At 67.4% G+C, this 13,168-nt stretch carries 14 protein-coding genes; 13 read left to right on the forward strand and 1 reads right to left on the reverse strand.

The features are described from left to right. Positions 1-4: 4 nt before the first annotated feature. The 12 genes from infB (at position 5) to ABLE38_RS07680 (ending at position 11,154) form a co-directional block, all read left to right on the forward strand. The gene (gene infB, locus ABLE38_RS07625) at positions 5-2,719 is read left to right on the forward strand and encodes a translation initiation factor IF-2 (RefSeq protein ID WP_348973557.1); all 2,715 of its coding nucleotides are present in this window, start codon (positions 5-7) and stop codon (positions 2,717-2,719) included. A gap of 141 nt (positions 2,720-2,860) precedes the next feature. Beyond that, positions 2,861-3,286, forward strand: a complete 426-nt coding sequence (locus ABLE38_RS07630; RefSeq protein WP_348973558.1) for a PaaI family thioesterase — start codon at positions 2,861-2,863, stop codon at positions 3,284-3,286. Further along, a complete protein-coding gene (rbfA, locus tag ABLE38_RS07635) occupies positions 3,283-3,690 on the forward strand; it encodes a 30S ribosome-binding factor RbfA (protein WP_348973559.1) in 408 nt (135 codons plus the stop codon). The genes ABLE38_RS07630 and rbfA overlap by 4 nt, the downstream gene beginning before the upstream one ends. Positions 3,691-3,721: 31 nt before the next feature. Then, positions 3,722-4,003, forward strand: a complete 282-nt coding sequence (locus ABLE38_RS07640; RefSeq protein WP_348973560.1) for an AbrB/MazE/SpoVT family DNA-binding domain-containing protein — start codon at positions 3,722-3,724, stop codon at positions 4,001-4,003. 20 nt (positions 4,004-4,023) lie between these two features. Further along, on the forward strand, positions 4,024-4,389 hold the full coding sequence (locus tag ABLE38_RS07645) for a type II toxin-antitoxin system VapC family toxin (protein WP_348974464.1): 366 nt from the start codon (positions 4,024-4,026) through the stop codon (positions 4,387-4,389). Beyond that, positions 4,390-4,965, forward strand: coding sequence for a thymidine kinase (locus ABLE38_RS07650; protein WP_348973561.1), 576 nt, complete (start codon positions 4,390-4,392; stop codon positions 4,963-4,965). A 54-nt stretch (positions 4,966-5,019) separates the two neighbouring features. Continuing rightward, positions 5,020-5,418, forward strand: coding sequence for a DUF6491 family protein (locus tag ABLE38_RS07655; RefSeq protein ID WP_348973562.1), 399 nt, complete (start codon positions 5,020-5,022; stop codon positions 5,416-5,418). Positions 5,419-5,456: 38 nt separating this feature from the next. Continuing rightward, complete coding sequence (gene truB, locus ABLE38_RS07660; RefSeq protein ID WP_348973563.1) at positions 5,457-6,359, forward strand: tRNA pseudouridine(55) synthase TruB; 903 nt, start codon at positions 5,457-5,459, stop codon at positions 6,357-6,359. A gap of 20 nt (positions 6,360-6,379) precedes the next feature. After that, a complete protein-coding gene (rpsO, locus tag ABLE38_RS07665) occupies positions 6,380-6,649 on the forward strand; it encodes a 30S ribosomal protein S15 (protein ID WP_348973564.1) in 270 nt (89 codons plus the stop codon). A gap of 171 nt (positions 6,650-6,820) precedes the next feature. After that, on the forward strand, positions 6,821-9,211 hold the full coding sequence (pnp, locus tag ABLE38_RS07670) for a polyribonucleotide nucleotidyltransferase (protein WP_348973565.1): 2,391 nt from the start codon (positions 6,821-6,823) through the stop codon (positions 9,209-9,211). Positions 9,212-9,401: 190 nt separating this feature from the next. Continuing rightward, positions 9,402-9,983, forward strand: a complete 582-nt coding sequence (locus tag ABLE38_RS07675) for an outer membrane beta-barrel protein (RefSeq protein ID WP_348973566.1) — start codon at positions 9,402-9,404, stop codon at positions 9,981-9,983. Between the two features lie 160 nt (positions 9,984-10,143). Beyond that, positions 10,144-11,154: a histidine kinase dimerization/phosphoacceptor domain -containing protein gene (locus tag ABLE38_RS07680; RefSeq protein WP_348973567.1), complete on the forward strand. Its 1,011-nt coding sequence runs from the start codon at positions 10,144-10,146 to the stop codon at positions 11,152-11,154. Here ABLE38_RS07680 and ABLE38_RS07685 read toward each other — a convergent pair. Next, complete coding sequence (locus tag ABLE38_RS07685; RefSeq protein ID WP_348973568.1) at positions 11,151-12,056, reverse strand: LysR family transcriptional regulator; 906 nt, start codon at positions 12,054-12,056, stop codon at positions 11,151-11,153. The two genes, ABLE38_RS07680 and ABLE38_RS07685, sit on opposite strands and share 4 nt — an antisense overlap. Before the next feature lie 108 nt (positions 12,057-12,164). Between ABLE38_RS07685 and ABLE38_RS07690 the strand changes: the two genes are divergently transcribed. After that, the gene (locus tag ABLE38_RS07690; RefSeq protein WP_348973569.1) at positions 12,165-13,154 is read left to right on the forward strand and encodes an aldo/keto reductase; all 990 of its coding nucleotides are present in this window, start codon (positions 12,165-12,167) and stop codon (positions 13,152-13,154) included. The last annotated feature ends 14 nt before the right edge of the window (positions 13,155-13,168 follow it).

The raw sequence follows: 13,168 nt of genomic DNA on the forward strand, positions 1-13,168 counted from the left end.
CCGCATGAGCGACACCGATAACGAAAAGCCGAAACTGGGCATGCGCGCGCCGCTGGGGCTGAAGCGCACGGTCGAGACGGGCAAGGTGAAGCAGAGCTTCAGCCATGGCCGCTCGAACACCGTGGTCGTGGAAGTGAAGCGCCGCCGGGTCCTCGGTCCGCACGGCACCCCGCAGGACGAGGCCCAGGGCGCGCCCGAGCCCGCTGCCGCACCCGCGCCGACGCCCGCACCGGCCCCTGCGCCGGCCCCCGCCCCGCGCCCGCCGGTCTCGAACGAGACCGCGCAGGAGCGTCAGTCGCGGCTGCTGCGCGAGGCCGAAGACCAGCGCATGCAGGCGAACGAGGAAGCGCGCCGCCGCGAGGAGCGCGAGCGTTCCGAGGCCGCCGAGGCCGAAGCCCGCCGCATCGAGGAAAAGGCACGCGTCGAGGCGGAGGCCGCCAAGGCCCCGGCTCCCGCTGCGCCCGAGCCCAAGGCGGAAGCCCCCAAGGCCGAGGCCGCGCCGGCTCCGACGCCCGCGCCTGCGCCGGCGGCCAAGCCCGCACCGGCTCCCGCCCCCGCGCCGGCACCGGTCGCGCTCACGCTCGACCCGAGCCGCCCCGCTCCGCGCCTGTTCACCCCGGTGCAGCGTCCCGAGATTCCCAAGCCGCAGCCCAAGCCCGAGCCCAAGCAGGAAGCGGCGCCCGCGCCGGCTGCCCCTGCTGCCGCCGCGCGTCCGGCCGGTGGCGCTCCCGCATCGCGCCCCGCCCCCACGGGCGGCGCACCGGTGCGCCGTGCGCCCGAGCCCGCGCGTCCGCAGCAGCGTGACCGCAAGGGCGACGACCGCCGCCAGTCGGGCAAGCTCACCGTCAATCGCGCGCTCGGCGGCGATGACGGCGCCCGTGCCCGCTCGCTCGCCGCGCTCAAGCGCGCCCGCGAGAAGGAACATCGCCGTGCCTATGGCGGCTCGTCCGCCCCGCGCGAGAAGCAGGTCCGCGACGTGGTCGTCCCCGAGGCGATCACCGTGCAGGAGCTCGCCAACCGCATGGCCGAAAAGGGCAGCGACCTGGTGAAGGCGCTGTTCAAGATGGGCATGCCGGTCACGATCAACCAGACGATCGACCAGGACACCGCCGAGCTGCTCGTCACCGAATTCGGTCACAACCTGCAGCGCGTCAGCGAGAGCGACGTCGATCTCGACGTGGCCGAGGCCGATGCCGAGGACACGCTGCAGCCGCGCGCGCCCGTCGTCACGATCATGGGCCATGTCGATCACGGCAAGACCTCGCTGCTCGATGCCCTGCGCGGCACCGACGTGGTGAAGGGCGAGGCCGGCGGCATCACCCAGCATATCGGCGCCTATCAGGTCACGCTGAAGGACAAGTCGAAGATCACCTTCCTCGACACGCCGGGCCACGAGGCGTTCACTCAGATGCGCGCCCGCGGTGCCGACATCACCGACATCGTCGTGCTGGTGGTCGCCGCGAACGACGGCCTGATGCCGCAGACGATCGAGGCGATCAATCACACCAAGGCGGCCGGCGTGCCGATGATCGTGGCGATCAACAAGGTCGACCTCGACAGCGCCAATCCGCAGCGCGTGCGCGAGCGCCTGCTCGAGCATGAAGTGATCGTCGAAGAGATGGGCGGCGAGACGCAGGACGTCGAAGTCTCCGCGCTCAAGAAGATCGGCCTCGACGACCTGATCGCCAAGATCCAGATCCAGGCCGAGCTGCTCGATCTCAAGGCCAATCCGGACCGCGAGGCCGAAGGCACCGTGATCGAGGCGAAGCTCGACAAGGGCCGCGGCCCCGTCGCCACCGTCCTCGTCAATCGCGGCACCTTGAAGGTCGGCGACGTGTTCGTCGTCGGCGCCGAGAGTGGCAAGGTCCGCGCGCTGGTCAACGACAAGGGCCAGCAGGTCAAGGAAGCCGGTCCTTCGGTTCCGGTCGAGATCCTCGGCCTCTCCGGCGTGCCGATGGCGGGCGATCCGCTCCAGGTCGTCGAGAACGAGGCACGTGCGCGCGAAGTCGCCGAATATCGTTCGGGCGTCGCGCTCCAGAAGCGCACGACCAACGCGCCGGCCAGCCTCGAGAGCATGTTCTCGGCGCTCAAGGAAAAGCAGGCGATGGAATATCCGCTGGTCGTCAAGGCGGATACCCAGGGCACGGTCGAGGCGATCGTCGCGGCGATCAACAAGATCAGCACCGACGACATCAAGGCGCGCGTGCTGCATTCGGGCGTCGGCGGCATCACCGAGAGCGACGTGTCGCTCGCCGGTGCCGCGGGTGCGCCGATCATCGGCTTCAACGTCCGCCCGAACGCCAAGGCGCGCGAGATCGCCGAGCGCAACAAGGTCGCGTTCAAATACTATGACGTGATCTACGACCTGACCGACGAGATCCGCGCCGGCATGGCCGGGCAGCTCGGGCCGGAAGCGTTCGAAACCGTCGTCGGCCGCGCCGAGATCAAGGAAGTCTTCTCGGCGGGCAAGCACGGCAAGGCTGCCGGCCTGCTGGTCACCGAAGGCTCGATCCGCAAGGCGCTCAAGGCGCGCATCACCCGGGACGATGTCATCATCTACCAGGGCGAGATCGCCTCGCTGCGCCGCTTCAAGGACGATGTCCCCGAAGTCCGCGCGGGCCTGGAGTGTGGTGTGACGTTCACGCAGAACTTCACCGACATCAAGGCGGGCGACTATCTCGAGACCTTCGAAGTCGAGATGCGCGAGCGCACGCTGTAATCTGAAATTCCCTCTCCCTTTGGGAGAGGGAGGGAGCCGCGGAGCGGCGGAAGGGTGAGGGTCGAGAGGCAGTGCTGCCCTCACCCTCCCACCCGGCTTCGCCGGGCGGGCCCCTCCCTCTCCCGCTGGGAGAGGGAATAGATGGCTTCGATCTTCGACGACTTCCCCGTCCCTTCCTCGGCCCGGCTGCTTGGCTGGGAAGTGAAGGCGGTCGATGTCGCGGCGAAGACGATCGAGATCGGCTTCGCCATCGACGATCGCTTCCTCAATCCGGCGGGCACGGTGCAGGGCGGCTTCCTCGCGGCGATGCTCGACGACACGCAGGGGCCCTGCCTGTTCGCGGCGAGCGAGGGCGCGGTCTATGCGCCGACGATCGACTTCCACGTCGTCTGCCTGAAGCCGGCGCTGCCGGGGCGCTTCACCGGCAAGGGCCGTGTGGTAAGCCTGGGCAAGACGATCGCGGTGACCGAGGCCGAATTGTTCGACGAAGGCGGCGCGATGGTCGCCCGCGGCACCTTCACGGGCCGCGTGATGCAGGGCGCAATGGCGCGCCGGGGTGAGAAATGAAGACGACGACCACCACCGAAGAACGCTCCGTCCGCCTGCTGCGCGTCGGCGAGCAGGTGCGCCACGTGCTGAGCGAGATCCTCCAGCGCGGCGACGTGCATGACGATGTGCTGGCCAAGCACATGGTCTCGATCACCGAAGTGCGCATGTCCCCCGACCTGCGCCACGCCACCGTGTTCGTGAAGCCGCTGCTCGGCAAGGACGAGGCCGTGGTGATCAAGGCGCTGCGCACCAACACCGCCTATCTCCAGCGCGAGGTCGCCACCCGCGTGAAGATGAAATACGCGGCCAAGCTCAAGTTCCTGGCGGACGAGAGCTTCGACGAGGGCAGCCATATCGACAAGCTGCTGCGCGACCCCAAGGTGGCGCAGGACCTGGGCGACGAGGCGGGCGCGGAAGATTGACTCCGACCGCGGTAAGACGCATCTTACCTTGGTGCATGCGAAGACGACCTTATCGGCCAAGGGGCAAGTGGTAATCCCGAAGGAAGTTCGGGATGCGCTCGGCCTGCTGCCCGGTCAGGTGCTTGACGTTGTCCGGACGGGCAATGGTGTTCTCCTCACACCGCAGCATCGCAAGAGCGGACGAACCGCCGAAGAGATTTTCGCGCGCATCCGTGAAATAGCGCCGCCCTGGAATGGCCCCCCGGTTTCCATCGAAGACATGGATCGCGCCGTCGATGCCATGTTCGCAGCCAAGTCGAAGGATGACATCTGACTGCGGCGATAGACACGAATATTGTCGTGCGTGCCGTTACCGGGGACGATGCCTTCCAGTCGCCGCTGGCGAGAGCGCTGCTGACAGAGCCGTTCATATTATCGGCGAGCGTTCTGGTCGAAACGGAATGGGTGCTCCGTTCCCAATATGGCTGGTCTCGCGATACGATCGCCGACGCGCTTGCGGAGTTGGTCGATTTGCCGGCACTCGCTGAAGCGCCGACGGCAATCCATTGGGCAGTCGAACGTTTCGCGGCGGGCGCCGACTTTGCCGATATGATCCACCTGGTCTCCGCCGGCGCCGCGACGCGTTTCGTGACCTTTGATCGTCGCCTGAAGGCCAAGGCCGGAAACCCTTCCCCCCTCCCGATTGAGATACCCGCATAGATGGCCAAGCTCTATTTCTACTATGCCTCGATGAACGCGGGCAAATCGACCACGCTGCTCCAGGCCGATTTCAACTATCGCGAGCGCGGCATGCGCACGCTGCTGTTCACCGCCGGCATCCATGACCGCGGCGGCAAGGGCGTGATCGATTCGCGCCTCGGCATCAGCGCCACCGCGACGCCGTTCGACGAGGCGACCGACCTGCGCCGCATCGCCGAGGACGCGCATTACGAGGCGCCGCTCGCCTGCGTGCTCGTCGACGAATCGCAGTTCCTCTCGCCCGCCCAGGTCCGCCAGCTCGCGCATCTCGCGGACGAGGTCGGCATCCCGGTACTCTGCTATGGGCTGCGCACCGATTTCCAGGGCCGGCTCTTTCCCGGATCGGCCGAGCTGCTCGCGCTCGCCGACTCGCTGGTCGAGATCAAGTCGGTCTGCGAATGCGGGCGCAAGGCGACGATGAACCTGCGCGTCGATGACGAGGGCAATGCCGTGCGCCAGGGCGAGCAGCGCGAAGTGGGCGGCAACGAGCGCTATGTCGCGCTGTGCCGCCGCCACTTCATGCAGCGTACAGCCTGACCCTGGCATAGCGGCGCCGAGAGTGCTCCTCCGGTTCGACAAAGGAGACGAACCATGTTCCGCAAGACCCTGATCGCGCTGGCCGCCCTGGGCGCCGCGACCTCCGCCTCGGCGCAGCAGGCTGGCCCCACGCCCGGCCCGAAATCGGGCGAGCAGGCGACGATCCCGTTCCTGACCCGCAGCGACGTGCGCACCTTCACCAGCACCGACAATGGCGAGGGCGTCTATATCGAGGATGCGCGGCGCAACTGGTATTATGTGGCGTTCTTCAGCCGCTGCAACGAGCTGCCCTGGGCGGTGGGCATCGGCTTCAAGACCTTTGCCGGCAGTTCGCAGCTCGATCGCGGCGACACGATCTTCGCCGGGCGCGATCGCTGCACGATCGCCAGCATCGTCCATAGCGGCCCGCCGCCCGAGAAGCCCAAAAAGGCGAAGAAGCCCAAGGGCGCGTGACGCTGGCCGTGGCGCCGCGCCTCGGCTAGGGCGCCGCGATGCATGGCTGGATCATCCTCGACAAACCGCTGGGCCTCGGCTCGACCCAGGGCGTGAGCGCCGTCAAGCGCGCGCTGCGCGACGGCAAGTACGGCAAGTTCAAGGTCGGCCATGGCGGCACGCTCGATCCGCTGGCGACCGGCGTGCTGCCGATCGCGATCGGCGAAGCGACCAAGCTGGCGGGCCGCATGCTCGACAGCGACAAGGTCTATGACTTCACCGTGACCTTCGGCGTCGAGACCGACACGCTCGATCTCGAAGGCAAGGCGATTGCGACCTCGGACGTGCGCCCCACGCTCGCGCAAGTGGAGGCGGTGCTGCCGCGCTTCACCGGACCGATCGAGCAGGTGCCGCCCGCCTATTCGGCGCTCAAGGTGGATGGCGAGCGCGCCTATGACCTGGCCCGCGCCGGGGAAGAGGTGAAGCTGGCGAGCCGTGCCGTGACGATCCATGCGCTGGACCTGATCGGATCCGGCCAGTTCGTGGATCGGGACGTGCTGGAGGACATCGACCTCCGCGCCCATGTCTCCAAGGGCACCTATATCCGCAGCCTCGCGCGCGACATCGCCCGGGCGCTCGGCACCGTCGGCCATGTCACGATGCTGCGCCGCGTGAAGGCCGGGCCCTTCACCCTGGATTCCGCGATTTCGCTGGACAAACTGGGCGAAGCCGCTAAGGGCCGCACCCTTGAACAACTCCTCCTGCCATTGAGGGCGGGGCTGGACGACATCCCGGCTCTATCCCTCACCCCCGACCAGGCAGGGCTGCTCCGACAGGGGCAGGTTCTGGCCGGGATCGCCAAGGAAGACGGCCAATATTTCGCGTGCCTGGAGGAGTCTCCGATCGCGCTGGTGGAGGCTCTATCCGGTCACATCCGGGTCGTCCGCGGCTTCAATATCTAAGCGATGTCGAAGGAAAGACTATGTCGATCACTGCAGAGCGCAAGGAAGCGCTCATCAAGGAACATGCGCGCGGCGGCACCGACACCGGCAGCCCCGAAGTGCAGGTCGCGATCCTCTCGGAGCGCATCTCGAACCTGACCGAGCACTTCAAGACGCATGCCAAGGACAACCATTCGCGCCGCGGCCTGCTCATGCTGGTCAACAAGCGCCGTAGCCTCCTCGACTATCTGAAGAAGAAGGACGAGGCCCGCTACACCGACCTCATCGCGAAGCTCGGCCTTCGCAAGTAACCGGAAAGGCGGCCTTCGGGTCGCCTTTTTGTCATCCGGGCACGCTAGCTGCCGGATCGCCTCCAACCCGGAGGCAAACGGGGAACGGCAATCCGGCCGATCCCGAGGAGCCACACATGGCTCAGCTCATAGGCCCCCGCTGCATCGGGCAGCGGGAGTGAAGGAAATCCAATGTTCGACAAGAAGACTGTATCGATCGAGTGGGGCGGCAAGACGCTGACTCTCGAAACGGGCAAGGTTGCCCGCCAGGCCGACGGCGCGGTGATCGCGACGCTCGGCGAAACCGTGGTGCTCTGCGCGGTGACCGCCGCCAAGAGCGTGAAGGAAGGCCAGGACTTCTTCCCGCTGACCGTCCACTATCAGGAGAAGTTCTCCGCAGCCGGCCGCATCCCGGGCGGCTTCTTCAAGCGCGAGCGCGGCGCGACCGAGAAGGAGACCCTGGTCTCGCGTCTCATCGACCGCCCGATCCGCCCGCTCTTCCCGGAGGGCTTCTACAACGAGATCAACGCCATCGCTCAGGTGCTGAGCTATGACGGCGAGAACGAGCCGGACATCCTCGCGATGGTCGCCGCGTCCGCCGCGCTCACCATCTCGGGCGTGCCCTTCATGGGCCCGATCGGCGCCGCCCGCGTCGGTTACGTCAACGGCGAGTACATCCTCAACCCGACCGACGCGCAGGTTGCCGAGGGCGAGCTCGATCTCGTCGTCGCCGCCACCTATGACGCCGTGATGATGGTCGAATCGGAAGCCAAGGAGCTTTCCGAAGAGGTCATGCTCGGCGCCGTGCTGTTCGCGCACGACGCCTGCCGCGAGATCGTCAAGGCGATCGTCAAGCTCGCCGAGCAGGCCGCCAAGGATCCCTGGGAAATCGCCGCGTCTAACGACAATGCGAAGTTCAAGGATTCGATCAAGAAGCTGATCGGCAAGGACATCGCCGCCGCCTACAAGCTGACCGACAAGTCGGCCCGCTCGAACGCGCTCAACGAAGCGCGCGCGAAGGCGAAGGCGAAGTTCGCCGATGACGGCCTTTCGCCCCAGGAAGTCATGGCCGGCATCAAGCTGACCAAGAAGCTGGAAGCCGAGATCGTCCGCGGCGACATCCTCAAGACCGGCAAGCGCATCGACGGCCGCACGACCACGCAGATCCGCCCGATCGAGGCAGAGACGCACTTCCTGCCGCGCGCGCACGGCTCGGCGCTGTTCACCCGCGGCGAGACCCAGACGATTGCTACGGCGACGCTCGGCACCCGCGACGCCGAGCAGATGATCGACGGCCTGGGCGGTCTGTCGTACCAGCACTTCATGCTGCACTATAACTTCCCGCCCTATTCGGTCGGCGAAGTCGGCCGCTTCGGTGCGCCGGGCCGCCGCGAAGTCGGCCACGGCAAGCTGGCATGGCGCGCGCTGCACCCGGTGCTGCCGTCGAAGGAGGACTTCCCCTACACGATCCGCCTGACCAGCGACATCACCGAGTCGAACGGCTCGTCGTCGATGGCGTCGGTCTGCGGCGGGTCGCTCGCGATGATGGACGCCGGCGTGCCGATCAAGCGCCCGGTCTCGGGCATCGCGATGGGCCTGATCCTCGAAGGCAAGGACTATGCGATCCTGTCGGACATCCTGGGTGACGAAGATCACCTCGGCGACATGGACTTCAAGGTGGCGGGCACGTCCGAAGGCATCACCACGATGCAGATGGACATCAAGATCGCCGGCATCACCAAGGAGATCTTCGAGGCTGCGCTCAACCAGGCGAAGGCCGGCCGTGCGCACATCCTCGGCGAGATGAACAAAGCGCTGGGCGAAGCCCGCACCGAGCTCTCCGCGCATGCCCCGCGCATCGAGACCTTCACGATAGACAAGTCGAAGATCCGCGAAGTGATCGGCACCGGCGGCAAGGTGATCCGCGAGATCGTCGCCACCACCGGCGCCAAGGTCGACATCGACGACGAAGGCGTGATCAAGGTCTCGTCGTCGGACACCGCGCAGATCGAGGCCGCGATCAAGTGGATCAAGGGCCTGGTCGAAGAGGCCGAGGTCGGCAAGATCTACAGCGGCAAGGTCGTCAATCTCGTCGATTTCGGCGCGTTCGTGAACTTCATGGGCGGCAAGGACGGTCTCGTCCACGTCTCGGAGATCAAGAACGAGCGCGTCGAGAAGGTCAGCGACGCCCTGAGCGAAGGCCAGGAAGTCAAGGTCAAGGTCCTCGAGATCGATCCGCGCGGCAAGGTTCGCCTGTCGATGCGCGTCGTCGACCAGGAAACCGGCGAAGAGCTGGAAGACACCCGCCCGGCGCGCGAGCCGCGCGAGGGTGGCGACCGTGGCCCGCGCGGCGACCGTGGCGATCGTGGCGACCGTCGTCGTGACGGTGGCGGCGGCCGCGGCGGCGATCGTGATCGCGGCCCGCGTCGCGAAGGCGGCGGTGATCGCGGTCCGCGCAGCGAGGGTGGCGATCGTGGCCCGCGCAGCGGTGATCGGGGGCCGCGTCGCGAGCGCTCGGAATCGAAGGACGAAGGCGGCGAGAATATCGGCCTGCCGGCGTTCCTCACCGGCGGCGACGATTGATCGCCTCGGCCTAGGCCGACGACAGGAAGAGGGGGCTCGGGAAACCGGGCCCCTTTTGTCCCTTCAATCTGGATCGAAAATCCACTGGACCCCGATCGAGGTCGTTTCTATCCGGCAACGACCGTGCTTTCCCAAGAAAGGCACGGCGTTAGTGCTTAGAATATTTCGAGATTTCAAAAGGGGGACTTCCATGACCAAGTTTTTCGCGGCTGCGGCTGCCACGCTCCTGCTCGCGCCGCTTTCGGCCTTTGCACAGGACGGCGCGCCCGCGCATGATTTCGCCGGCCCGCGCATCGAAGCGCGCCTCGGCTATGAGACGCCGACGATCAGCGACGGCAGCGGCAGCATCTGGAAGATCGGCAGCGCGGTTTCCTATGGCGGCGAAGTGGGCGTCGACATCCGCGCCGGCAGCAAGGTCGTCGTCGGCCCCTATGCCAATTACGAATTCTCCAGCGTCTCGCTGTGCGACGGCGCCGTCTGCCTCAACGAGAAGGGCAATCTCAGCGTCGGCGGCCGGCTGGGCTTCGTCGTCGGCGGCAAGACGCTGATCTACGCCAAGGCCGGCTATGCCAGCATCTCGCTCGAGGCGAAGGCCGGCAGCGCGAGCGACACCGAGAGCAAGGGCGGCATCCAGGGCGGGCTCGGCGTCGAGATCGGCCTCGGCAAGAAGGCCTATGCGTTCGTCGAGGGCAGCTATGCCGATTACGGCGATTTCTACGGCATCAACCTGCAGCGCCGCCACGTCGCCGGCGGCGTCGGCTTCCGCTTCTGAGCCAAGGCCTTAGCGCAAACCGGGAAGGGCGTCCGGCAACGGGCGCCCTTTTTGTCGGCTTTTTCCAAGCGCGTCTGGGAAATTACCCGCATTGTCCTGCCCTGGATCAGCGTGCCAAGCGTCATGATGCGCTATCACTGGGGCACGGGGGTTGGGGCGGATGACACAGGCCTATGGCGATGCCCGCTGGCTCGAGACGCTGCCGGTCCTCGCCGATCGGCCCTGGCTTCAGTTCGGCCTTGTCCTGGCGATCACCGGCACCGCGCTGCTGATCCGCCTGGCGCTCGGGCGCGTCCTGCCGCCCGGGCTGCCCTATGCCACGTTCCTGCCCGCGGTGATCCTGTGCGCTTTCCTGTTCGGGGTGCGCCCGGGGCTGCTCGCGGCGATCCTGGGCGGGATATTGGGCTGGGAGTTCTTCATCGAGAACCCGTTCGCCTCGCCGCTGCCCGGCACCGCGCCGTCGACCGTGCTCTACATCGCCGCGTGCGTGCTGATCCTCGTCCTGTTCCACTGGATGCAGGGCGCCACGGCCCGGCTGGTCGAGCAGCGCGAGCACAACCACCGGCTGGCCGAGACGCGCACCCTGCTCTTCCACGAACTCCAGCACCGCGTGTCGAACAATCTCCAGGTCGCCGCCGGCCTGCTCGCGCTGCAGAAGCGCCACGTCGCCGATGCCGCCGCCCAGCACGCGCTCGACGAGGCGGTGCGGCGGATCGCGACGATCGGCAAGATCAGCCGTCAGCTCTATCGACCCAATGGCGAGGCGCAGGGCGTGCGCGAGCTGTTCGACCCGCTGATCGCCAGCCTGATCGAGGCCAATGGCAAGCCGATCCAGGTCGCGATCGAGGATCCGCACGCGCTGCGCCTCGCCCCCGATGCCGCGGTGCCGGTCGCGCTGATCGTCGCCGAGGCCGTGGCGAACGCGATCGAGCACGGCTTTGCGGATCGCGAGCACGGCGCGATCGCGATCCGCTGCGTCGCGCTCGCGCCGGGCTTCGCGATCGAGATCGAGGATAATGGCCAGGGGCTGCCGGAGAGTTTCGACATGACGCGCAACGCCAGCCTCGGCCTGCAGATCGCCGCGACGCTGGCGGGGCAATTGGGCGGGCATTTCGCCATGGAGCCGCGCCCGCACGGCGCGCTCGCCCGCCTCGTCACCCGCGCCGCCTAGCTCTCGCGCCCCGGCCGATAGCGCAGCGCCTCGACGATCGCGGCGAAGGCCGGCGTCGGCTGGCGGCGGCTGGGATAATAGAGGTGATAGCCGGCAAAGGGCGGCGACCAGTCCTCGAGCACTGCCTCGAGTGCGCCGCTGTCGAGGTCGTCGCGCACCATGTTCTCCATCAGATAGCCGATGCCGAACCCGTCGAGCGCCGCCTCGCGGATATGGAAGATGCTGTTGAAGGTCAGCTGCCCGTCCACCCGCACGCGCTGCGCCCGCCCGGCCCGCTCGAACTCCCAGGCGTAGAGACCGCGCAACGTCGGCAGGCGCAGGTTGATGCAGCAATGGCCGGCCAGCTCCTGCGGCGTGCGCGGCCGGCCCGCCTTGTCGAAATAGCCCGGCGTCGCCACCGCCAGCATCCGCATCGGCGGGCCGATCGGCACGGCGATCATGTCCTTGTCGATGATGTCGCCCAACCGCACCCCGGCATCGAACCGGTCGGCGACGATGTCGACCAGCCGATAGTCGGTCTCGATCTCCAGCTTGATGTCCGGATATTTGGCCAGCGCCCCGCGCAGCCGCGGCCACAGCACCGTCTGCAGCGAGAACTCGTCCGCGGTGATCCGGATATTGCCCGCCGGCCGCTCGCGCAGGTCGTTGAGCGCCGAGACGTGCGTCGCGATCTCGTCGAGATGGAAGGCGACCGAGCGCAGCATCCGCTCGCCCGCCTCGGTCGCGGTGACGCTGCGCGTGGTGCGGTTGAGCAGCCGCACCCCGAGCCGCTCCTCCAATCCGCGCATGCAATGGCTGAGCGCCGAGGGCGTCACGCCGAGCTGCGCTGCGGCACGGGTGAAGCTCTTCTCGCGCGCGACGGCGACGAAGGCGGCGAGGTCGGCCAGGTCCTGACGGTTCATTGCTGAATTATGCTCATAAACCCGTTCAGATTGCAGCCCCTAATCGCCGGGCCGATCCGGCCTATCTCTGCTGGGCACGGGGCACCCCACATCGCAGGAAGACAACACATGCAGAAGCGCATTCTCGGCAATGGCCTCGAGGTCTCGGCGATCGGCTATGGCTGCATGGGGCTCGACCACGCCTATGGCACCAAGCTGAGCCCGGCCGAGGCCAACGTGCTGCTGCGCACCGCAGTCGAGCGCGGGGTCACCTTCTTCGACACCGCCGAGGTCTATGGCCCGTTCAGCAACGAGACGCTGGTCGGCGAGGCGCTGCGCCCGGTGCGCGACCAGGTCGTCATCGCCACCAAGTTCGGCTTCAACATCGAAGGCGGCGTGCAGCAGGCGGGGCTGAACAGCCGCCCCGAGCATATCCGCGCCGTCGCCGACGCCTCGCTCCAGCGGCTCGGCATCGAGCAGATCGACCTGTTCTACCAGCACCGCGTCGATCCCGCCGTGCCGATCGAGGAGGTTGCCGGCGCGGTCCGCGACCTGATCGCCGAGGGCAAGGTCAAGCATTTCGGCCTGTCCGAGCCCGGCGTCGAGACGGTGCGCAAGGCGCATGCCGTCCAGCCGGTCAGCGCGATCCAGAACGAATATTCGCTGTGGACGCGCGGCGTCGAGACCAACGGCATCCTCGCCGTCTGCGAGGAGCTGGGCATCGGCCTGGTGCCGTACAGCCCGCTCGGCCGCGGCTTCCTGACCGGCGCGATGAGCCAGGATACGGCTTTCGGCGAAGGCGATTTCCGCAGCCACCTGCCGCGTTTCACCCCCGAGGCGTTGGCGAAGAACCAGGCGCTGGTCGACCTGCTCAAGCGCATCGCCGCCGACAAGCAGGGCACGCCAGCCCAGGTCGCGCTCGCCTGGCTTCTCGCGCAAAGGCCGTGGATCGTGCCGATCCCCGGCACCACCAAGCTCCACCGGCTCGAGGAGAATCTCGGCGCCGCCGACCTCGTCCTCACCGCCGACGACCTTGCCGGCATCGCCGCCGCGCTCGCCGAGATCGACGTCGAGGGCGAGCGCTATCCCGAGCAGCTCATGGCCGTTGTCGGCCGCTAATCCTTCCAATCAAG

The organism is Sphingomonas sp. KR3-1 (genome assembly GCF_040049295.1).
Taxonomy (GTDB): domain Bacteria; phylum Pseudomonadota; class Alphaproteobacteria; order Sphingomonadales; family Sphingomonadaceae; genus Sphingomonas.